At 71.4% G+C, this 20,146-nt stretch carries 18 protein-coding genes and 1 pseudogene; 10 read left to right on the top strand and 9 right to left on the bottom strand.

Annotation, left to right across the window (positions count from 1 at the left end; translation table 11 throughout):
- Positions 1-51 precede the first annotated feature (51 nt).
- The gene (locus AKJ13_RS12300) at positions 52-774 is read left to right on the top strand and encodes an SDR family oxidoreductase (protein WP_050733592.1); all 723 of its coding nucleotides are present in this window, start codon (positions 52-54) and stop codon (positions 772-774) included.
- A 65-nt stretch (positions 775-839) separates the two neighbouring features.
- Positions 840-1,235, top strand: coding sequence for a nuclear transport factor 2 family protein (locus AKJ13_RS12295; RefSeq protein ID WP_050733591.1), 396 nt, complete (start codon positions 840-842; stop codon positions 1,233-1,235).
- A 215-nt stretch (positions 1,236-1,450) separates the two neighbouring features.
- On the opposite strand, the gene AKJ13_RS12290 is transcribed toward AKJ13_RS12295, so the two are convergent.
- A complete protein-coding gene (locus AKJ13_RS12290; RefSeq protein WP_050733590.1) occupies positions 1,451-2,569 on the bottom strand; it encodes an NADH:flavin oxidoreductase/NADH oxidase in 1,119 nt (372 codons plus the stop codon).
- Positions 2,570-2,773: 204 nt separating this feature from the next.
- On the opposite strand from AKJ13_RS12290, the pseudogene AKJ13_RS12285 reads away from it, so the two are divergent.
- A pseudogene (locus AKJ13_RS12285) lies at positions 2,774-3,255 on the top strand (hypothetical protein).
- Positions 3,256-3,295: 40 nt separating this feature from the next.
- Here AKJ13_RS12285 and AKJ13_RS12280 read toward each other — a convergent pair.
- From AKJ13_RS12280 to AKJ13_RS12265, 4 genes are all read right to left on the bottom strand, one after another.
- A complete protein-coding gene (locus AKJ13_RS12280; RefSeq protein ID WP_144426234.1) occupies positions 3,296-4,594 on the bottom strand; it encodes a PHB depolymerase family esterase in 1,299 nt (432 codons plus the stop codon).
- Positions 4,595-4,670: 76 nt separating this feature from the next.
- Positions 4,671-5,090 (bottom strand): CopG family transcriptional regulator, encoded by a 420-nt coding sequence (locus AKJ13_RS12275; protein WP_050733589.1) that lies wholly within the window; start codon positions 5,088-5,090, stop codon positions 4,671-4,673.
- 235 nt (positions 5,091-5,325) lie between these two features.
- Complete coding sequence (locus AKJ13_RS12270) at positions 5,326-7,251, bottom strand: propionyl-CoA synthetase (protein ID WP_050733588.1); 1,926 nt, start codon at positions 7,249-7,251, stop codon at positions 5,326-5,328.
- Positions 7,252-7,645: 394 nt separating this feature from the next.
- Positions 7,646-7,828 carry a DUF465 domain-containing protein gene (locus AKJ13_RS12265; RefSeq protein WP_007563171.1) on the bottom strand — a complete coding sequence of 61 codons (183 nt, stop codon included), beginning with the start codon at positions 7,826-7,828 and terminating at the stop codon, positions 7,646-7,648.
- 170 nt (positions 7,829-7,998) lie between these two features.
- On the opposite strand from AKJ13_RS12265, the gene AKJ13_RS12260 reads away from it, so the two are divergent.
- The 4 genes from AKJ13_RS12260 (at position 7,999) to AKJ13_RS12245 (ending at position 11,151) form a co-directional block, all read left to right on the top strand.
- On the top strand, positions 7,999-8,220 hold the full coding sequence (locus tag AKJ13_RS12260; protein WP_082316936.1) for a DUF465 domain-containing protein: 222 nt from the start codon (positions 7,999-8,001) through the stop codon (positions 8,218-8,220).
- Between the two features lie 174 nt (positions 8,221-8,394).
- Positions 8,395-8,892 carry a 5-(carboxyamino)imidazole ribonucleotide mutase gene (gene purE / locus AKJ13_RS12255; protein ID WP_050733587.1) on the top strand — a complete coding sequence of 166 codons (498 nt, stop codon included), beginning with the start codon at positions 8,395-8,397 and terminating at the stop codon, positions 8,890-8,892.
- Complete coding sequence (locus AKJ13_RS12250) at positions 8,889-9,998, top strand: 5-(carboxyamino)imidazole ribonucleotide synthase (RefSeq protein ID WP_050733586.1); 1,110 nt, start codon at positions 8,889-8,891, stop codon at positions 9,996-9,998. The genes purE and AKJ13_RS12250 overlap by 4 nt, the downstream gene beginning before the upstream one ends.
- Before the next feature lie 280 nt (positions 9,999-10,278).
- Complete coding sequence (locus AKJ13_RS12245; protein ID WP_050733585.1) at positions 10,279-11,151, top strand: tetratricopeptide repeat protein; 873 nt, start codon at positions 10,279-10,281, stop codon at positions 11,149-11,151.
- Positions 11,152-11,268: 117 nt separating this feature from the next.
- Here the strand turns inward: AKJ13_RS12245 and AKJ13_RS12240 are convergent, their stop codons facing one another.
- The 4 genes from AKJ13_RS12240 to AKJ13_RS12225 form a co-directional block, all read right to left on the bottom strand.
- Complete coding sequence (locus AKJ13_RS12240; protein WP_050733584.1) at positions 11,269-12,423, bottom strand: acyl-CoA dehydrogenase; 1,155 nt, start codon at positions 12,421-12,423, stop codon at positions 11,269-11,271.
- A 187-nt stretch (positions 12,424-12,610) separates the two neighbouring features.
- Positions 12,611-13,807, bottom strand: coding sequence for an acyl-CoA dehydrogenase family protein (locus AKJ13_RS12235; RefSeq protein WP_050733583.1), 1,197 nt, complete (start codon positions 13,805-13,807; stop codon positions 12,611-12,613).
- Between the two features lie 2 nt (positions 13,808-13,809).
- Complete coding sequence (locus AKJ13_RS12230; protein WP_050733582.1) at positions 13,810-14,994, bottom strand: acetyl-CoA C-acyltransferase; 1,185 nt, start codon at positions 14,992-14,994, stop codon at positions 13,810-13,812.
- 169 nt (positions 14,995-15,163) lie between these two features.
- Positions 15,164-17,236, bottom strand: a complete 2,073-nt coding sequence (locus AKJ13_RS12225) for a 3-hydroxyacyl-CoA dehydrogenase NAD-binding domain-containing protein (RefSeq protein WP_082316933.1) — start codon at positions 17,234-17,236, stop codon at positions 15,164-15,166.
- Positions 17,237-17,537: 301 nt separating this feature from the next.
- Between AKJ13_RS12225 and AKJ13_RS12220 the strand changes: the two genes are divergently transcribed.
- From AKJ13_RS12220 to AKJ13_RS12210, 3 genes are read left to right on the top strand one after another with little or no spacing between them, the layout of a single operon-like run.
- Positions 17,538-18,554, top strand: a complete 1,017-nt coding sequence (locus tag AKJ13_RS12220; protein ID WP_050733580.1) for a nitronate monooxygenase family protein — start codon at positions 17,538-17,540, stop codon at positions 18,552-18,554.
- Complete coding sequence (locus tag AKJ13_RS12215; RefSeq protein WP_050733579.1) at positions 18,551-19,288, top strand: enoyl-CoA hydratase-related protein; 738 nt, start codon at positions 18,551-18,553, stop codon at positions 19,286-19,288. Before AKJ13_RS12220 ends, AKJ13_RS12215 begins: the two co-directional genes overlap by 4 nt.
- Positions 19,285-20,121, top strand: a complete 837-nt coding sequence (locus tag AKJ13_RS12210; protein ID WP_082316932.1) for an IclR family transcriptional regulator — start codon at positions 19,285-19,287, stop codon at positions 20,119-20,121. The genes AKJ13_RS12215 and AKJ13_RS12210 overlap by 4 nt, the downstream gene beginning before the upstream one ends.
- The last annotated feature ends 25 nt before the right edge of the window (positions 20,122-20,146 follow it).

Here is a 20,146-nt window from a genome sequence, read left to right as displayed (position 1 = left end):
ATTCTTCTTCCCACAGCCACCGCAGCGGCGGCGTTGTGAAGGATCATCGTCATGGGCAGCACTCTTCAGGACCGCACCGTTGTCATCTTCGGTGGCACCTCTGGCATCGGCCTCGCGGCCGCCCAGCAGGCGAAGGCGACGGGTGCCAAGGTCATCGTGGTCGGCTTCAATGCCGAGGGCGCCGAGCGCATCGCGGCCGAGAACGCCTTTGCTGGCTGGCGTGCCGCGGACGTGACCCGGCCCGAGACCATCGCGGCCGCACTCGCCGACATCCCGCAGGTCGACCACCTCGTCCTGCTCGCCGGCACCTTCGTGGCCGGCAAGATCCTGGAAGCGGAGGTTGATTACCTAAAGCGGGCTTTCGACGAGCGGATCTGGGCTGCGGCCCACGCGCTGCGCGCCCTCGGCGACCGTTTGGCCAAGGACGGGTCGGTCACCTTCATCTCAGGCGCCCTGGCCGACCGCCCAAGCGCCCAGGGCACTGCGGTTCTCGCCGCAGCGTCGGCTGCGATGGAGGCGTTCGCCCGTGGCCTCGCGCTGGAGTTGGCACCGGTGCGATTCAACACCCTGTCGCCCGGCACCACCGACACGCCGCTCCTGGCCCGCACGCTCGGCGCCCACCGCGACGCCTACGTCGCCGCGCTCACTGAGAAGCTCCCGCAGCGGCGCCTCGGGACGGCCGAGGAAGCCGGCGCGGCGGTCGTCTTCCTCATGAGCAACGGCTTCATGAACGGCGAGACGCTGCACGTCGACGGCGGAGCTCGCCTCGTCTGAACGGGCCAAGGCCCCGGCCGACACCATCCCATCCATGCGGCACCACCAGGAGTAGGAGAACTGCGATGCCTGATACCGAGACCCGGGCCGAGGCGGAGCCGAACTACGACTGGCTCCTGCGCGCCAACCTGGAGCGCGTCTTCAACGAGCGGTATGCCGCCAAACGTTCAACGGCTTTGGCGGACCTCTTCGTCGACGAGCCAGTCATGTATGAGCCGACAGACATCGTGCGGGGGTGGGCCGCCATCGCTAACGTCGCCGGCAAGCTTCTGGAGCAGTTTGGGCCGACCTTCCGCTTCACGCCCGTCGGCACCGCCGTGGGGCACCACGGGCTGGGTTCGCTGCAATGGCAAGCGAGCCCAGACGGCGGCCCAATCATCGTCACGGGAGCGGACGTAGCCGAGGTCGTGGATGGCAGGATCGCGCGCCTGTGGGTGCTGCTCAACCAGCCGGCAAGTTAGACCGATACCTGATGAAGCCCCCCCGAGCCGCAGTCGCCGGACGGCCAAATATTGTCTGCTTCCAGAAGGAGCTGACTGCCGTCCGAGCGTCTCACATGGGTCGATAGCAGCCGCCTCGCACGGCCGAGCGCGCCCAATTTCAACTTTGATGCGCTCGTCCGAGGTTGAGCCGGTCCTGCGAGACGAGCGCGCCGATTCAAGGTGCGAGAGGCGCGTCACCGCTGCCCGAACGCCGTGTCCTTGAACAGGTCCTTGTAGTCCCGCGGCTGCGAGCGCCAGTACTGCTTCGGCGCCCGCACCTGAGCGCCGAGTTCGGCCGCCGCGTGCCAGGGCCAGCGGGGATCGTACAGCATGGCCCGGGCGAGCGAGATCGCGTCGGCCTTGCCCTCGGCCAGGATCGTCTCCGCCTGCTGCGCCTCGGTGATCAGGCCGACCGCGATGGTGGTCAGCCCGGTCTCGGCCTTGATCCGCTCGGCATAGGGCACCTGGTAGCCCGGCCCGAGCTTGATCGCCTGCTTGGGCGAGACACCGCCGGTGGAGACGTGCAGCGCCGGCGAGCCGGCCCGCTTGAGCGCCTGGCCCAGGGCGACGGTCTCGTCGAGGTCCCAGCCGTCCTCGACCCAGTCGGTGGCCGAGACCCGCAGCCAGACCGGGCTGCCGGCCGGCACGACGTCGCGCACGGCGTCGTAGACTTCGAGGGGAAAGCGCATCCGGTTCTCGAGGCTGCCGCCATACTGGTCGGTGCGCTTGTTGGCGAGCGGCGACAGGAACTGGTGCAGCAGGTAGCCGTGGGCGCCGTGCAGCTCGACGGCCTCGATCCCCAGCCGCACGGCCCGCTTGGCCGTGGCGACGAACTGGTCGCGGACGCGCTTCAGGTCGGCGGCGTCCAGGGCGTGGGGCGGCACCTCGGCGTCGCCGTGCGGGACCGCCGAGGGTGCCTCCGTGCGCCAGCCATAGGGATGCTCGGGCGGGATCTGCTGGCCGCCCTCCCAGGGCGCCTGGCTCGACGCCTTGCGGCCAGCATGGGCGATCTGGATGCAGATCGGGATCGGCGCATATTCGCGCACGGCCTCCAGCACCCGGCCGAGCGCCCGCTCGCAACCGTCCGAGTACAGGCCGAGATCCCAGGCGGTGATCCGCGCCTCGGGGGAGACCGCCGTGGCCTCCAGGGTCAGCAGGCCGGCCCCCGATTGGGCGAGCTGGCCGAGATGGATCATGTGCCAGTCGGTGGCCTCGCCGTCCCGGGCCGAATACTGGCACATCGGCGCGATCAGGATGCGGTTCTCGAGGGTGAGGGCATCCAGGGCGAGCGGTTCGAACAGGCGGGCGGTCATGGGCGGCTCCGTTACGGGCTCGGCCAATGTGGCGCAGCGGCGCGGCCGCGGCCAGCGCCGGCATGTGCGGTAGCCCACCCGCCAGGCGGCTCCGGCACGGCGGCGCGGGAACCGACCGCCGGTTCGTTAACTTTTGGCAGGACGACGGCTCGAAGCCGCCGATGCGAACCGCCTGAGGGGGCGTGATCGCGTGAGGTCCTCTCCATGTTTCACCCGACCCGTTCCACCCGACTCGCCGCCCTTGCGGCTGCCCCGTTTGCCCTGGCGGCGTTCCTGGCCGTCCCGGCCGAGGCCCAGCCGGCTGCGTTCGGCGGCCCGAAGATCCTGATCCACGGCAATTATTGCGGCCCGGGCAACAACGCCCCGCTGCCGCCGATCGACGCCCTCGACGCGGCCTGCGCCCGCCACGATGCCTGCACCCCGAATGGCGGCCTGCCGTCCCAGGCCTGCAACCTGCGGCTCCAGCAGGAGGCGACCCTGATCTCGCGCGACCCACGCCAGCCCCAGGATCTGCGGGCCCTGCGGGCTTCGTCGCCGCGAGCGCGACCCTGATCCCCACCGAGTCCGGGCCGCAGCGGCTGCCGGCTTCGGTCTCCACGGACGCGGTGCCGGGCGCCTACGCCCCGACCCTGACCCGGCCGGCGCCGTCGGCCGATCCGTCCGAGGACGAGCCGGACGACGAGTGAGGCTGAGCCGGGGCGCGTAACCCCGGCCCGGATCCGATCCTTATGCGCGGGCGGACGCAGCCCGCGCATGCCCCAGGAAGAACCGGACCATCGCGCGGCTCGCATCCGGGCCGCGGGGGTCTGTGAAGGACCCGTCGGAGCTGCCGCCCGACCAGGCGTGGCCGGCCCCGTGCAGGACCCAGTATTCGAGCTGCGCCCGGCCGGTCCCGTCGCTGCGGACGGTTCGCGTGTAGGCCACGCCCCCCGGGCTCCTGCCCCGCTCGATCGTCTCGGCGAGGCCCGTCACCGCGCTGGCCTGGGCGACCACCTGGTCGCCGTTGGCCGGATGCACGGTGCGGTCGCCGTCCCCGTGGAACACGATGGTCGGCACCGCCTGCCGGTTGGGGCCGGGCTTTCCCCCCTGCCCCTTCATAACCGCGAAGGCCGAGGCGACGTCACGGGCCGCGCCGCAGGCCAGGCCGGAATGGACGCCCACCGCCGCGAACAGGTCCGGATAGGTCGCCGCCAGGATCGCCGCCGCGGCGCCCCCGGCCGAGAGCCCGGCCGCGTAGACCCGGTCTGGATCCGCGGAGAATTCTTCCACCACCGCCCGGGCGATGCCGGCGAGCAGGGCCGGCTCGCCGCTGTCACGGACCTGGTCGCCGGCGGCGTACCAGTTCCAGCAGCGCTGCATGTTCGCCGATTGGGGCTGCTCCGGATAGGCGACCAGGAAGGTCTGGTCCTCGGCCAGGCGGTTCATCTGCGTGCCGGCGGCGAAATCGTCCGGGTTCTGGGTGCAGCCGTGCAGCATCAGGACGACCGGCAGCGCCTGGCCGGTGTAGCCGCTCGGCACGAACACCTTGTAGCGACGGCTGCCCGCGGCGGCGGTGAACGCGCGGTCCTCGAACCGCGCGCCCTCCGGCACGGTGGCGGCGGGTTTGCCCGCCTGGACGGAGCCGCCGGCAAAACCCTCCGCGAAGCCGCCGGTGGGAATGCCGCCTTTGGCGAGGCTGTCGCGCACTTGGCGCATCACCGCCGCAGCGATGTCGGCACCGCCGGGCGCGGCGTGCGGGCGCGCGGCGGCCGGGTCCGGCGCCGTCCAGGCGCCGTCGGGGGATCTGGGCGCCTCCATGTCGATGGCGGCGGTCCCGGCGGGCTCGGCCGGACGGTCGCGCGCCTCGGCCCAGCGGGCGAAGGCATCGGCCTGACGGCGCTGGAACCGGCCCATCGCGGCGGTCATCCGGGCGGCCCGGGCGGCGCGCTGGCCCTCGGCCTCGGCCGAGCCGGCGGCACCGAAGCCGCCGAGCTTCATCTTGGAGAGATCTAGGTTCAAGAAATCCATCTTGGGAAAGTGTTTCATCGGGCCGTTCCTTGCGGGTGGGGGCGGACACGGCCGGCTGCTTGGCCCGACTGTGGGTAGGGGTGGTCGGGGCGGTTCAGGCAATCCGGTCGGCCAGGGCGGCCTTGACGGCGGGGCTCGCCTGGAACGCGCCCAGCACCTCGACGGAGGCGATGGCGGCACGGGCGAGTTCGGGGGTGACGTCGGTCGCCACGGTGGCGAGGCCGAGGACCTGGATGTGCAGGGGCGTGCCGGCGTCGCGGGCGGCCTCGAGGGTGGCCCGCGAATAGTGCGAGACACCCAGGCGCAGCTGGCGCCGGGCCACGGATTGGCGCACCGCCTCCTCCTGCCGGTCGAGCTGGTTGCGCACGGCGGTGCGGATGAAGTCGGCGCGGTTGGCATAGAACCCGTCGCGGACCATCAGGTCGACTCGGCCGAGATCGACGAAGCCGAGATTGATCGTGATCTTCTCGCTGTCCGGCACCTTCGGCCGGAGATCCTGCACATCGTCGCTCATCGTCCCGCCATCCCCAGGCCATCCGGTTGGATGGTCTAGAGATGGTTAGCGGATATCGAGGCGCAAGGGGCGGCTGCAGTGAGCCACGAAACCGTCGTGGTTTCAAAAGGTCCGGGACCTTTTGCGGGTCCAGGGCGGAGCCCTGGTGTCGGGCTTCGCCCGAGATCGGGGCTGCGCGCCCCGAACCCCGCCGAAGGGCCTCAGGCCCTTCGGGAACCCGGATCGCGACGCGTGATCAGCCGGCGCCGATCCCCCGCCCCTTCAGGCTGGCGTCGATCTCGTCCAGCGCGGTGGCGTCGTCGATGGTCGCCGGCATGGTCCAGGGCTCGTGGTCGGCGATGCGCTTCATGGTGGCGCGCAGGATCTTGCCGGAGCGGGTTTTCGGCAGCCGCGGCACGGTGAGCGCCAGCTTGAACGCCGCCACCGGGCCGATCTCGTCCCGCACCTTGGCGACGAGCTCGCGCTCGATGTCCTCGGGGGCGCGGTCGACCCGGGCCTTCAGCACCACGAAGCCGCAGGGCACCTCGCCCTTGAGTGCGTCGCGGATGCCGATCACCGCGCATTCGGCCACATCCGGGTGGCCGGCCAGCACCGCCTCCATGCCGCCGGTGGACAGGCGGTGGCCCGCGACGTTGATGATGTCGTCGGTCCGACCCAGCACGGTGATGTAGCCGTCGGCGTCGATCACCCCGGCATCCGACGTGTCGTAATAGCCCGGGAAGGTGGCGAGGTAGCTCGACCGCATCCGCGCGTCCGAGCCCCAGAGGGTCGGCAGGCAGCCGGGCGGCAGGGGCAGGCGGATCGCGATCGTGCCCATCGTGCCGGGCGGGACCGGCTTGCCGCCCTCGTCCAGGACCTCGACCCGGTAGCCCGGCATCGGCACGCAGGTGCTGCCGTGCTTCACCGGCAGGAGGCCGAGGCCCATAGGATTGCCGGCGATCGGCCAGCCCGTCTCGGTCTGCCACCAATGGTCGATCACCGGCCGCCCGAGCACCCGCTCGGCCCAGGCGACCGAATCCGGGTCCGCCCGCTCCCCGGCCAGGAACAGGCTGCGGAAGGCCGAGAGGTCGTAAGCGCCGATCAGCGACCCGGCCGGATCCTCCTTCTTGATGGCACGCAGGGCCGTCGGGGCCGTGAACAGGCAGACGACGCCGTGCTCGGCGACCACCCGCCAGAACGCCCCGGCATCGGGCGTGCCCACCGGCTTGCCCTCGTACAGCACGGTGGTGCAGCCGTGCAGGAGCGGCGCGTAGACGATGTAGGAATGGCCGACGACCCAGCCGATGTCGGAGGCGCAGAAATAGGTCTCGCCGGGCTGGACGCTGTAGAGGTTGGGCATCGACCAGGCGAGGGCGACGAGGTAGCCGCCGGTATCCCGGACCACGCCCTTCGGCTTGCCGGTCGTGCCGGAGGTGTAGAGGATATAGAGCGGGTCGGTGGCGGCCACCGGCACGCAGGCGGCCTGCTTGCCCGCGGCTTGAGCGGCCGCGACGGTCTCGGCCCAGTCGTGGTCGCGCCCCGCGACGAGGCTCGCGGCGCATTGGGGCCGCTGCAGGATCAGGCAGGCTTCCGGCTTGTGCCGGGAGGTGGCGATCGCGAGGTCCAGCAGCGGCTTGTAGGCGACCACCCGGTTCGGCTCGAGGCCGCAGGAGGCGGCCAGCACCACCTTCGGGGCGGCATCCTCGATCCGCACCGCCAGCTCGTTGGCCGCGAAGCCGCCGAACACCACTGAGTGCACGGCCCCGAGCCGCGCGCAGGCCAGCATGCCGAACAGGGCCTCGGGCACCATCGGCATGTACAGCACGACCCGGTCGCCCTTGCCGACGCCGAGCTCGGCCAGCACCGCGGCGAGGGCTGCCACCGCGTCGCGCAGTACGCGGTAGCTGATGCTGCGCTTGGTCCCGGTGACGGGAGAATCGTACAGGATCGCCGCCTGGTCGGCCCGCGCCCCCTCGGCGTGCCGGTCCACCGCGTTGTGGCAGGCGTTGAGCGTCCCGTCCGGGAACCAGCGGCCATAGGGGCCGGATTCGGGGGCGAAGGCCTGCGCCGGGTTCTGCGCCCAGTCGAGCGCCCCGGCCGCCTCCAGCCAGAACGCCTCCGGGTCGCGGCACGCCGCATCGTAGATCTCGGGATAGCGGCCCGGCGGGCTGGCGGTGGTCATCGGCGCGGCGTGTCCTCGGGAGCCGCTCTCCGGCGGCATCCTGGGGAGACTAGCTGATTCTGGTTTTTTGCGCGCGCGGGTGGGTGCTTGTGGGTGCTGCGGGTGACGCCGGATGGAGTGGGACCCGGCTCAGCGGGGGAATTCGCTCCTCCCACCCAATCCCCTCATCCTGAGGTGCCGCGCAGCGGCCTCGAAGGAGGTTTCCAGGGATCGCGCGGCCGGCTGGAGGCCTCGAAGGAGGGCTCCTTCGAGGCTCGCTGACGCGGGCACCTCAAGATGAGGGACAGGGTAGGACAGCACGGTCTGTCCCCCCAAAAAAGAAGCCGCCGCGCCGGGCGGTCCGGCGCGGCGGCTGCCGTCTTGCGTCTATGTCCGGGAGGGAGTCAGGCGCGGCTCAGTGCAGCGTGTCCGTGCCGGCCTGCAGCCTGTTAATTTCGTCCTTGAGGAGAAGTTTCCGTCGCTTCAGTTCAGCAATGTGGAGGTCGTTCGCCGAAGGCCTGTGGATCGCCTCGTGAATCTCACGCTCGAGGGCTTCGTGCTTCCGGGCGAGTTGGCTCAGATGCGTCTGCAGCGACATGAGTCGAATCTCCTGTCATTGTTCCGACACACGGAGACTGGCACAGGATGCCACACCTGTCGAAGCCTTTTCTCCGGCTAAGCCTGACGAATGCCGGCCCGGCCGGCTTGTCCCGCGGCGGGGCGTAACGCATGCTCTTCGACAAGGAACGGTCTTCGATCCCGCGGGTGATGATGGCGGACGAGTCGAGTGAGAGCGGGCAGTCGGACCTCGAGTCCGAGCTGAATCGGCTGCGCGAGGAGCATCGGGATCTCGACAGCGCCATCGAGGCGCTGGAGCGCAGCGTCGCCGGGGACCAGCTCCAGATCCAGCGTCTGAAGAAGCGCAAGCTGACCCTGCGCGACCGGATCTATCATATCGAGGACGCGCTGACCCCGGACATCATCGCCTAGGGCCGCGTCCGGGACTTCGATCCCGCGCGGCCCCGGCCTCGGAGCGCGTCGTCGTTCTCTCAGAGTCGGCAACCATCCTTCGGGATCGGGCGTCGAAGTTGGTGGACGCGCCGGCGCGACGCCTTGCCGCCGGCCCGCCCCGCCTGTAAGCGGCCTCTTTTGCCGGGATCAACGATGGCGTCGCCTCCGGTTGCGATCATCATGGGCAGTCAGTCCGATTGGGCGACCATGCGGCACGCCGCCGAGACGCTCGACGCGCTCGGCGTGCCGCACGACACCCGGATCGTGTCGGCCCACCGCACCCCCGACCGGCTTGTGGCCTTCGCCAAGGGCGCCGTCGCGGCCGGGTTCAAGGTCGTGATCGCGGGCGCCGGCGGGGCCGCGCACCTGCCCGGCATGGCCGCCGCGATGACCCGCCTGCCGGTCTTCGGCGTGCCGGTGGAATCCAAGGCCCTGTCCGGCCAGGACAGCCTGCTGTCGATCGTACAGATGCCGGCCGGCATCCCGGTGGGGACCCTGGCGATCGGCCGGGCCGGGGCGGTCAACGCCGCCCTGCTCGCCGCCGCAGTGTTGGCGCTCGCCGATCCCGGCCTGGCAGAGCGGCTCGACGCGTGGCGCGCGGCGCAGACCGCGTCGGTGGCCGAACGGCCGGAGACGGACAAGCTTTCGTGACGGACACAGCTCTGAAGCCCGGCTCCACCCTCGGCATCGTCGGCGGCGGACAGCTCGGGCGCATGATCGCGCTGGCGGCGGCCAATTACGGGCTGAAGGTGCATGTCTACGCGCCCGACCGGGACAGCCCCGCCTTCGACGTCGCCGCTCGCACCACCTGCGCGGCCTATGACGACGCCGCCGCGCTGGCCGGCTTCGCGCAGAGCGTCGACGCGGTGACCTACGAGTTCGAGAACATCCCGCGGGAGACCGCCGACATCCTGGCCCGGCACGCCCCCCTACACCCGAATGCCGAGGCCTTGTCCACGACGCAGGACCGCCTCACCGAGAAGGAGTTCATCAACCGGCTCGGCATCCCGACCGCGCCGTTCCAGGCGGTGGACACGCCCGACGACCTCGACCGGGCGATCGCGGCGCTCGGCCTGCCGGCGGTCCTCAAGACCCGCCGGTTCGGCTACGACGGCAAGGGCCAGCGCATCCTGCGCGAGCGCGCCGAGGGCGACCGCAACGCGCTGTTCGCCGAGTTCGGCGGCGCGCCGCTGATCCTCGAGGGCTTCGTGCCGTTCGAGCGCGAGGTCTCGGTGGTGGCCGCCCGCGGCCGCGACGGCAGCTTCGCGGCCTTCGACCTGTGCGAGAACGAGCACCGCGACCACATCCTGGCGCTGACCCGGGTACCGGCCCCCGGCCTCACTCCCGAGACCGCCCGCGCCGCCCTCGACATTGCCAAGCGGATCGCCGACGCCCTGGACTATGTCGGCGTGCTCGCCGTCGAGATGTTCCTGGTGCGCGAGGATGGGGCCGAGCGGCTGGTGGTCAACGAGATCGCGCCGCGGGTGCACAATTCCGGGCACTGGACCATCGAGGGGGCGACGACCTCGCAATTCGCCCAGCACGTCCGGGCGGTGTCCGGCTGGCCCCTCGGCGATTCGGCCCGGGTCGGCGACCTGTCGGTGGAGATGCGCAACCTGATCGGCGCCCAGGCCGATGACTGGTCGGCGCTGCTCGCCGAGCCCGGCGCCCACCTCCATCTCTACGGCAAGGGCGAGGCCCGGCCCGGCCGCAAGATGGGCCACGTCACCCGGCTGGGGCCTGTTCCGGAGGCCTGACCGGGGCCGGTTCTGCGGCTTCGGGAACACACCGGCCGGGCCGCGCGCAGGCCGGATGCCGCGCGGCCCGGCCGGCGCGGCTCCAAGCCATACCTTCGCCACATCCCGAAGCTTCCACCACGGCGTGACCGGTCGCGGGACCGCGCATCCTTAAGCCGGCATTCACCGCGATGCGCGACGGTGCCCCGGAGACCAGGGCGCGGCGCGGGCCGGGCGACGGACAAAACGGGGGCGGGGTGGGCATGCGGGATGCGGGCCGCGCCCCGGGGAGAGTGGGGCGATGATCGTACGCAACGGGCTGGCACACAAGATCGCGCTGATCGGCGCGGCCACGCTCTCGGCCGCGGCGCTTGCGGGCTGCGAAACCGTCGGCAGCGCCGCCAGCCCGCGGCAATACGCGGTGGTGGAGACCGACACCACGGGCGCCACCAACGTCAACATCGCCTCGCTCACCGAGGTGATCCAGCGCAACCCGAACGACGCCGCCGCCTACAACACCCGCGGCGCCGCCTATGCCCGGGCCGGCCAGTTCAACGACGCCATCGCGGACTTCACCAAGGCGATCAGCATCGACCCGAATTCGGGCTCGGCCTTCAACAACCGCGCGCTGGCCGAGCGCCAGGTCGGCCGCGACGCCGCCGCGCTCCAGGATTTCACCAAGGCGATCAGCATCGATCCGAATTACGGCCCGGCCTATATCGGCCGCGCCAATGTCGAGCGCGCCCAGGGCAACCTCGACCAGGCGCTCTCCGACCTCAACGTCGCGATCCGGCTGATGCCCGAATCGGCCGAGGCCTACCACGCCCGCGGCCTGGTCCGGCAGAAGCAGGGCCAGGAGACCCAGGCGATTGCCGATTTCGACGCCGCCATCGACCGCAACCCGTTCGTGTCCGCGCCCTACGCGGCTCGCGGCCAGAGCCTGATCGCCACCAACCAGTACCCGAAGGCGATCGAGGACTACAACGCGGCGCTCAACGTGAACAACAAGGACGCCACCTCCTGGGCCTATCGGGGCCTGGCCTACGAGAAGTCGGGCCAGCGCAAGGAGGCGCTCGAGAACTACCAGCGCGCCGCCGTGATCGACCCCAACAACGCCGTCGCCCGCGCGGGCCTCGGCCGGGTGCAGGGCGGGGTGGGCTTGCTGTTCAACTGACCGCTCCGTCATCGCGTGCGGAGCGAAGCGACCCAGGGGCAGCGCGACACCTTCAAGCGTGGCGCCGCTGGATTGCTTCGCTCCGCGCGCAAAGACGGTGCTGGCGCCTGGATCAAACTACGCCGCCAGCAGCCCGTTCTCGCTCTGCGTGATCCGGCGCAGGTGGTGGGTGGTGTCGCCGAGTTGGTACTCGATCATGGCGAGCCGCTTGAAATGGTGGGCGCCGATATATTCGAGCGTCATGCCGATGCCGCCGTGGAGCTGCACCGCCTCCTGGCCGACGAAGCGGCAGGCCTTGTTGATCTGCACCTTCACGGCCGCGAGCGCCGCCGCCCGCGCCGCGGGATCCTCCGCCTCCACCATCATGGCGGCGTAGAGCGCCATCGAGCGCGCCTGCTCCAGCTGGATCAGCATGTCCACGGCCCGGTGCTGCAGCGCCTGGAACGAGCCGACGCTGACCCCGAACTGCGTGCGGGTCTTGAGATAGTCCACCGTCAGCTTGTGCAGCGCGTCCATGGAGCCCACCGCCTCGGCGGCGAGCGCCGCGATGCCGTGCTCGACCACCTGCTCCAGCAGCGTCAGGCCCCCCTCGGGATCGCCCAGAGCCGCGTCGGCCGGAAGCGCGACATCCGAGAACGACACCTCGGCGGCGCGCCCGCCATCCTGGGTCGGGTAGGCCTCGATCGCCACCCCCGCGGCGTCGGTCGGCACCAGGAACAGCCCGATCCCGTGCGGGTCGCGCCGCTCCCCGGAGACGCGGGCGGAGACCACCATCAGCCCGGCCGCGTCGGCATTGGGCACGATACTCTTGGCCCCGCTCAGCACGAACCCGTCGCCCGAACGGCGGGCCGTGGTCGCCACGTCGTTGAGGTCGTAGCGCGACTGGCGCTCGGTATGGGCCAGGGTGAGCCGCAGGCTGCCGTCGATCACGCCGGGCAGGATCCGCTCTGTCTGCGTCGGGCTGCCGCCGAGCCGGAGCGCCGTCGCGCCGAGCACCAGGCTCGCGAACAGCGGCTCGACCACGAGGTTGCGCCCCACCGCCTCCATGACCAGCATGGTCTCCACAGGCCCCCCGGCGAGCCCGCCCTGCTCCTCGGAGAAGGGCAGGCCGGTGACGCCGAGCTCCGCGAACGCCGCCCAGCCTGCCTCGGGGAAGCCCAGCGGCGCCGTCAGCCGCGCCTGCCGGCTCTCCAGCGACGGGTACAGGTCCGCCGCCAACCGCTCGACGCTGTCGCGCAGGAGCGACTGGTCCTCGTTCAGGTCGAAATCCATGTCGCGTTCCTTGCCTCGCCTCGCCCCGTCACCCCGTCCGTCCTATCCAACCCCCTCATCCTGAGGTGCCGGAGCGCAGCGAAGGCCTCGAAGGGGGCTCCAGCCGGCCGCGCGATCCCTGGAAGCCTCCTCCGAGGCGGCTGCGCCGCACCTCAGAACGAGGGTGTGGGTGGGATGGACATCGTCCTCACAACTCCAGAATGCCCTTGGCAATGACGTTGTGCTGGATCTCGTTGGAGCCGCCGTAGATCGAGACCTTGCGGTTGTTGAAGTAGCTCGGCGCCGCCGCATCGACCCAGTCGAAGCCGCCCGGCAGGTTGTTGCCCCCGGCCCCGCGGGCCGGCGCCGCCAAAGCGAACGGGCCGGCGAGCTCCACCAGTAACTCGGTCGCCGCCTGCTGGAGCTGCGAGCCGCGGATCTTGAGGAGCGAGGAGGCGGGATCGGGCTCCACCGAATCCGCCCGGCCCTGCTTGGCCGCCACCCGCATCTGGGTGAGCTCCAGCGCCTTCAGCTCGACCTCGACCTCCGCGACCCGGCCGCGGAAATCGCGGTCGTCCCACATGGTGCCGGAGCCGGCCGGCATCTCCTTGGCGAGGCGCTTGATCCGGGCGATCCGCTCCTTGGTGAGGCCGATCCGGGCGATGCCGGTGCGCTCGTTGGCGAGCAGGAACTTGGCGTAGTCCCAGCCCTTGTTCTCCTCGCCGACGAGGTTCTCGACCGGCACCCGCACCGCGTCGAAGAAGACCTCGTTGACCTCGTGCCGGCCCTCCAGGGTGAGGATCGGCCGCACGGTGATGCCGGGGCTCTTCATGTCGATGAGCAGGAAGGAGATGCCGCGCTGCTTCTTGGCCTCAAAGTCGGTGCGGACGAGGCAGAAGATCCAGTCGGCGTGCTGGCCGAGCGTCGTCCAGGTCTTCTGGCCGTCCACGACGTAATGGTCGCCGTCGCGCACCGCTTTGGTCTTCAGGGAAGCGAGGTCGGAGCCGGCACCGGGCTCGGAGAAGCCCTGGCACCACCAATCGTCGAGATTGGCCGCACGCGGCAGGAAGCGCGCCTTCTGGTCCTGCCGGCCGAAGGTCGCGAGCACGGGGCCGAACATGTAGCAGTTGAACTGCTGCGGCAGCGGTACCGCCGCCTGGAACAGCTCCTCGGTGTAGATGTAGCGCTGGATCGGGGTCCAATCCTGGCCGCCCCATTCCTGCGGCCAGTGCGGCACCGCCCAGCCCTTGGCGTTGAGGATCCGCTGGCTGGCGACGATGTCCTCCTTGGCGAGGCTGCGCCCCTCCGAGACCTTGCGGCGGATCTCGGCCGGAATCTTCTCCCGGCAGAAGCTGCGGACCTCGTCGCGGAACGCGATCTCGTCCGGGGTGAAGCGGAGATCCATAATCAGCCTCCGATCTCGAACAGGCCGGCGCAGCCCTGGCCGCCGGCCACGCACATGGTCACCACGGCGTAGCGCGCCCCGCGGCGGCGGCCTTCCAGCAGGGCGTGGCCCACGAGCCGCGCCCCCGACATGCCGAACGGATGGCCGACCGCGATGGCGCCGCCGTTGACGTTGACCGTGTCGGGATCGATCCCGAGCCTGTCCCGGCAATAGACCGACTGGGACGCGAAGGCCTCGTTCAGCTCCCACAGGTCGATATCGGCGACCGTCAGCCCCTGCCGTTCCAGCAGGCGCGGGACCGCGAAGACCGGGCTGATGCCCATCTCGTCCGGCCCGCAGCCGGCCGAGGCGAAGCCCCGGAAGGTGCCGAGCGGCGTCAGGCCCCGCCGGGCCGCCTCTTCGGCCGACATCAGCACGCTAGCGGCGGCGCCGTCCGAGAGCTGGCTGGCATTGCCGGCGGTGATGAAGGCGCCTTCCCCGCGCACGGGCTTAAGCTTCGCCAAACCTTCGAGGGTCGTGTCTGGCCGGTTGCCCTCGTCCTTGCCGAGCCGCGTCTCGACCTCCCGGGTCTCGCCGGTGGCCTTGTCGGTTACTGCCATCACGGCGCTCATCGGGACGATCTCGTCGTCGAACAGGCCCTGCGCCTGCGCGGCGGCGGTGCGGCGCTGACTCTCGAGGGCGAAGGCGTCCTGCGCCTCCCGGGAGATGCCGTAGCGCGTCGCGACGATGTCGGCGGTCTCGATCATCGGCATGTAGATCGCCGGCAGGTGCGCCTCCAGCCAGGCGTTGCGGGTCAGCTCCCGCTGCACCTTCGGCTGGACAAGGCTGATCGACTCGACCCCGCCGGCCACAGCCACCGGCACGCCGTCCAGGATGATCCGCCGGGCCGCGCTGGCGATCGCCTCCAGGCCCGAGGCGCAGAAGCGCGAGACCGTGACGCCCGCCGACTCCACCGGGATCCCGGCCACCAGGGCCGCGTGGCGCGCGACGTTGCCGCCGGTGGCGTTCTCCGGATAGCCGCAGCCAAGCACCACCTCTTCCACAGCCTCCGGCTCCAGCCGGGCCCGATCCAGGGCACCCCGGATCGCGTGGGCGGCGAGGTCGGCGCCCCGGGTGAGGTTCAGCGCGCCGCGATGGGCCTTGCCGATCGGCGTGCGGGCGGTCGAGACGATCACCGCGTCGGTCATGCCGGGCTCCTCCGGGGTTCCCAAAGGGCGTCACGCCCTTTGGTGGGGTGTCGGGGCGACGCCCCGACGCTGCGCAGGATGAGGCTCGGCAGCAGGGCTCCGCCCTGCACCCGCGAAAGGTCCCGGACCTTTCGAAACCGGGACTCGGCCTGCCGGAGCCGACAGGGCATTAACTCGCCTTCCAATCTGCGAAGCGTCCGCCCGATTCCGCAAGCTTGCGCAGCCGAGGCGCCGGTTCCTGGCTGTCGTCGCCGGTCTCCCGGGCGAAGCGCGTCAGCGCCTCGGCGACATGCTTGAGCCCGACCGTGTCGGCCCAGTGCATCGGGCCGCCGCGCCAGGCCGGCCAGTTGTAGCCGTTGATCCAGATCGTATCGATGTCGCCGGGCCGCGCCGCGATTCCCTCTTCGAGGATCCGGGCGCCCTCGTTGACCATCGGGTACATCAGCCGGGCCACGATCTCATCGGGGCTGAACGTACGGCGCGCGATGCCGTGCTCGGCGGCAGTCTTCTCGATGAGCGCCTCGACTTCCGGATCGCGCGTGCCCGTCCGGGCGCCATCCGAATAAACAAAAAAACCGCGGCCGGTCTTCTGGCCGAACCGGCCCATCTCGGCCAGGGCGTCGGCGACCGGCGCCCGGCCGCCGAAATCCTTGCGGGAGCGCCAGCCGATATCGAGGCCGGCGAGGTCGCTCATGGCGAAGGGGCCCATCCGGAAGCCGAAGCCGGTCACGGCGGCATCGACCTCGTGCGGCAGGGCGCCTTCGAGCAGGAGGCGCTCGGCGGCGCGGCTGCGGCGCTCCAGGATGCGGTTGCCGACGAAGCCGAAGCAGACGCCCACCGTCACCGGCAGCTTGTTGAGGCGCTTGGCCAAATCCAGCGCGGTGGCGAGCACGTCGGGCGCGGTCTTGCCGGCGCGGACCACCTCGACGAGGCGCATGACGTTGGCCGGGCTGAAGAAATGCAGGCCGAGCACGTCCTGCGGCCGGCCGGTCACCGCCGCGATGGCATCGACGTCGAGATAGGAGGTGTTGGTCGCCAGGATCGCGCCTTCCTTGGCGATGCCGTCGAGCTTGGAAAAGATCTCGCGCTTGACCGCCATGTCCTCGAAGGCCGCCTCGATCACGATGTCGGCCTCTCCGGCGTTCTCCAGGCCGATCGCCCCGGTGATCCGGCCGATCCGTTCGTCGCGCTGGGACTCGGTGATCGAGCCGCGCTTGGCCGAGCCGGCATAGAGGCCCCTCACCCGGTCGAGGCCGCGTTCCAGGGCGCCGGCCTCGGTTTCGATCACGGTGACCGGGATGCCGGCATTGGCGAAGCACATCGCGATGCCGCCGCCCATGGTGCCGGCGCCGATCACGGCGGCGGTCTCGACGGGGCGGCGGGGCGTATCCTTCGACAGGCCGGGCACCCGGGCGGCCTCGCGCTCGGCGAAGAAGGCGTAGCGCAGGGCCTTGGAGCGCGGATCCTCCACCAGTTTGCGGAACTCGGCCCGCTCGACGGCGACCGCTGCGTCGAACGTGTCCGGGTCCAGGCCGGCGCGCACCGCCCGGGCCAGGGCGTAGACGTTGGTCGCCTCGGGATCGCGCTGCACCGCCTCCTGGGCCTTGGCCTCGAAGGCCTGGCGGGCCTCCGGGGTCAGCGTGTCCGCCCGGTCGCGTACCCGCGGCAGGGCGCCGGAATCGGCGAGTTCCAGGGCCCGGATGCGGGCGGCCGGCACGAGGTCGCCCAGCACCACGGCGTCGACGATCCCGAGCTTGGCGGCGGTCTCGGCGGAGACTGGCTCGCCGGTGAGCATCATCGTGAAGGCGGCGTCCGGCCCGATCAGCCGCGGCAGGCGCTGCGTGCCCCCGGCCCCCGGGATGATCCCGAGCTTGATCTCCGGCAGGCCGAGCTTGGCCGTGGGCGCCGCGATCCGGCCGTGGCAGGCCATCGCCAGCTCGAGCCCGCCGCCGAGCGCCGCGCCGCCGATCGCCGCCACCACAGGTTTCCGCCCGGCATCGAGCCGCTCCAGCACATCCGGCAGGCTCGGCGCCTGGGGCGGCTTGCCGAATTCCGAGATGTCGGCGCCGCCGACGAACACCTTGCCCTCGGCCGCCAGCACGATCGCCCGGACCGCTTCGTCGGCCTCCGCCCGCGCCAGGGCCTCGTCGAGGGCACCCCGTAGCGCGGCGCCCAGCGCGTTGACCGGCGGGTTGGCGAGCGTGAGCACGGCCACGCCGCCATCGACCTCGTAACGAACCAAAGCGGCGCTCTCCCTGTTCTGCAATGCAGAATTATCGTTCGCAGTTTTGCGGAATGTTGATCCGCGATGCCTCACCCGTCAAGCATGGAGCGCCGTGGCGTGTGACTTCCAACGATCTGTTCTGCATTGCAGATGCGATCCAGCCGGACGGTTTGACCGGTGCCGGGCGCCATGCCATTCAGACCCGCCCCGGGCGCGATTCCGGCTCGAACCCGTCCCGGCGGGCTCCAAGGGCCGGGCCGCCCGACCGATCAGGGAGGATCGCTTTGCGCGGTATCGGCCAACAGCCCGGCAGCCTCCGATGAGCGACGGTCCCGAACAGCATCCGTCCCGAAGTCTCCCCGAGATCCTGCGCGGCCAGCTCGCCCTGCCGGTGATCTGCGCGCCGATGTTCATCGTCTCGGGGCCGGAGCTGGTGATCGCGCAATGCCTGGCCGGGGTGGTCGGCGCATTCCCGGCGCTGAACGCGCGGCCGGCCGAACGCCTCGACGAATGGCTTTCGACGATCACGCGCACGCTCGCTGAAGAGCGCGCGAAGGATCCGGCCCGGAAGATCGCACCCTTCGCGGTCAATCAGATCGTCCACGCCTCGAACGACCGCCTGGCCCAGGATGTCGAGGCCTGCGTCCGGCACCGTGTGCCGATCATCATCACCTCGCTGCGGGCCCCGGACGCGGTGATCCGCCCGGTTCATGCCTATGGCGGGGTGGTGTTCCACGACGTCACCACGGTTCGTCACGCCGAAAAGGCCCTGGAGGCCGGCGTCGACGGCCTGATCCTGGTCTGCGCCGGCGCCGGGGGCCATGCCGGCACGCTGAGTCCCTTCGCCCTCGTCGGCGAGATCCGCCGCTTCTACGACGGCCCGCTGATCCTGTCGGGGGCGATCACCACCGGTTCGGCGATCCTGGCCGCCCAGGCCATGGGCGCCGACCTCGCCTATATGGGCACCCGGTTCATCGCCACCCGGGAGGCGAACGCGGCCGCCGGCTACAAGGACATGATCGCCGGCAGCGCCGCCGCCGACATCCTGTACACCCCCTACTTCACCGGCGTGCCGGGCAATTACCTGACGCCCAGCATCCGCGCCGCCGGGCTCGATCCCGAGGCGCTGCCGGTGCGCGACAAGACCGCGATGGACTTCGGCAGCGCCGGCGTGAAGGCGTGGCGGGACGTCTGGGGCGCCGGCCAGGGGGTCGGCACCATCGCGGACGCCCCGGCCACCGCCGACCTCGTCGCCCGGCTCGCCCGGGAATACGCCGCCGCCCGGGCCGGGCTCGCAGGTGTCTCGGCAGCGTATGCCGGCGAGGCCGTCTCTTGAGCGTCCGCGTCACCGATCCGGAGCCCAGGATCCGGCTGGTCACCATCGACCGGCCGGAGCGCCGCAACGCCCTCGACCGGGCAACCTATGCGGGCCTCGCCGCCGCCTTCGACGCGGCCGGTGCCGACGCGACCCTGCGCGCCGTGGTGCTCACCGGGGCGGGGGGCTGCTTCACCGCCGGCAACGATCTCGAGGATTTCCGTGATGTCGAGGCCGGCGGTGACAGCCCGGGCCTGACCTTCCTGAAGGCCCTGCGCGGCTGCCCGAAACCCGTCGTCGCGGCGGTGGAGGGGCACGCGGTCGGCATCGGCACGACGCTGCTGCTGCATTGCGACCTCGCCTATGCCGGGGACGGCGCCCGCTTCCGCCTGCCCTTCACGGCGCTCGGCCTCAGCCCGGAAGGTGCGTCGAGCTACCTCCTGCCGCTGATCGCCGGCACCAAGCGGGCGGCCGAGCTGCTGATGCTGGGCGAGCCGTTCGGCGCCGCGGAGGCGGTGGCGGCCGGCCTCGTCAACGCCGCCGTCCCGCAGGGGACGGCCCTGGAGGTTGCCCTCGCCCGGGCCCGTTCCCTGGCGGCCCTGCCCTCGGCCTCGATCGCGGCGACCAAGCGGGCCCTGCGCCGGGGTCAGGACGACAGCGTCGCCCGCACCCTCGCCGAGGAGGCGGAGGTGTTCCACGCGCTCCGCCGGGGCCCGGAGGCGCAGGCGGCCTTCGCGGCGTTCCTGCGCCGATGAACGCCGTGGACGAGGCCCTGCTCGCCGATCCCGAGGCCGTGCCGGGTGACGGCACCAAGGAGGACGGGGCCAAGGAGGATCGCCACTTCGTCACGGCGCTCGCCCGCGGCCTCGCGGTGCTCGCCTGCTTCGGGCCGGGGCGGACCAGCCTCGCCAACCACGACCTCGCGGCGGCCTGCGGCCTGCCGCGCTCCACCGTCTCGCGCCTGACCTACACGCTGACCAAGCTCGGCTACCTGCACCACACCGCCGAGACCGGCCGCTACCGGCTCGGCAATGCGACGATCGCCCTGAGCTCGGCGGCCCTCGGCGGGCTCGACGTGCGCGGCATCGCCCGGCCGGTGCTGCGGGCGGTCGCGGAGGCGGCGAACGCCTCGGTGGGGCTCGGGGTGCGCGATCGGCTGAGCATGCGCTACGTCGATTGCCAGCGCGGCCCCGCCGCGATCTCGCTGAACCTCGATACCGGCTCGCGGATCTCGCTCGCCCGCAGCGCCATGGGCCGCGCCTACGTGGCGGTCTGCCCCGAGCGCGAGCGCGAGAGCATCTACGAGGACCTGAAGGCCCTCGACCCGGTGGCCTGGCCTGCCCTGCGCGCCGGCCTCGACCGGGCGGTGGCCGAACATCGCGAGATCGGCTGCTGTACCTCGTTCGGCGAGTGGCAGGAGACGGTCTGCGCCATCGGCGTGGGCTTCCATCCCGGCGGCGGCCTGCCGCCGATGTCGGTCAATTGCGGCGGCCCGACCGTCATCACCGACGCCCGGTTCCTGATGGACGTGGTGCGGCCAAAACTCGTCGCGGCGGTGCGCGGCCTCGACGGCGTGATGGGCGCTTGAGGACTTATGGAATCGGGTTTCCAAA

Origin of the sequence: Methylobacterium sp. ARG-1, from assembly GCF_001262595.1 — a bacterium.
In the GTDB taxonomy this organism is placed as follows: Bacteria; Pseudomonadota; Alphaproteobacteria; order Rhizobiales; family Beijerinckiaceae; genus Methylobacterium; species Methylobacterium brachiatum.
Note: the sequence above shows the minus strand (reverse complement) of the source record. Positions and strands in the feature narration are given on the sequence as shown.

Bases quoted from the DNA above. Each gene is read 5' to 3' on its own strand.
- AKJ13_RS12300 (WP_050733592.1), top strand. From the start codon at position 52: ATGGGCAGCACTCTTCAGGACCGCACCGTTGTCATCTTCGGTGGCACC.
- AKJ13_RS12295 (WP_050733591.1), top strand. From the start codon at position 840: ATGCCTGATACCGAGACCCGGGCCGAGGCGGAGCCGAACTACGACTGG.
- AKJ13_RS12290 (WP_050733590.1), bottom strand. From the start codon at position 2,569: ATGACCGCCCGCCTGTTCGAACCGCTCGCCCTGGATGCCCTCACCCTC.
- AKJ13_RS12280 (WP_144426234.1), bottom strand. From the start codon at position 4,594: ATGAAACACTTTCCCAAGATGGATTTCTTGAACCTAGATCTCTCCAAG.
- AKJ13_RS12275 (WP_050733589.1), bottom strand. From the start codon at position 5,090: ATGAGCGACGATGTGCAGGATCTCCGGCCGAAGGTGCCGGACAGCGAG.
- AKJ13_RS12270 (WP_050733588.1), bottom strand. From the start codon at position 7,251: ATGACCACCGCCAGCCCGCCGGGCCGCTATCCCGAGATCTACGATGCG.
- AKJ13_RS12265 (WP_007563171.1), bottom strand. From the start codon at position 7,828: ATGTCGCTGCAGACGCATCTGAGCCAACTCGCCCGGAAGCACGAAGCC.
- AKJ13_RS12260 (WP_082316936.1), top strand. From the start codon at position 7,999: ATGATGGCGGACGAGTCGAGTGAGAGCGGGCAGTCGGACCTCGAGTCC.
- purE (WP_050733587.1), top strand. From the start codon at position 8,395: ATGGCGTCGCCTCCGGTTGCGATCATCATGGGCAGTCAGTCCGATTGG.
- AKJ13_RS12245 (WP_050733585.1), top strand. From the start codon at position 10,279: ATGATCGTACGCAACGGGCTGGCACACAAGATCGCGCTGATCGGCGCG.
- AKJ13_RS12240 (WP_050733584.1), bottom strand. From the start codon at position 12,423: ATGGATTTCGACCTGAACGAGGACCAGTCGCTCCTGCGCGACAGCGTC.
- AKJ13_RS12235 (WP_050733583.1), bottom strand. From the start codon at position 13,807: ATGGATCTCCGCTTCACCCCGGACGAGATCGCGTTCCGCGACGAGGTC.
- AKJ13_RS12230 (WP_050733582.1), bottom strand. From the start codon at position 14,994: ATGACCGACGCGGTGATCGTCTCGACCGCCCGCACGCCGATCGGCAAG.
- AKJ13_RS12220 (WP_050733580.1), top strand. From the start codon at position 17,538: ATGAGCGACGGTCCCGAACAGCATCCGTCCCGAAGTCTCCCCGAGATC.
- AKJ13_RS12210 (WP_082316932.1), top strand. From the start codon at position 19,285: ATGAACGCCGTGGACGAGGCCCTGCTCGCCGATCCCGAGGCCGTGCCG.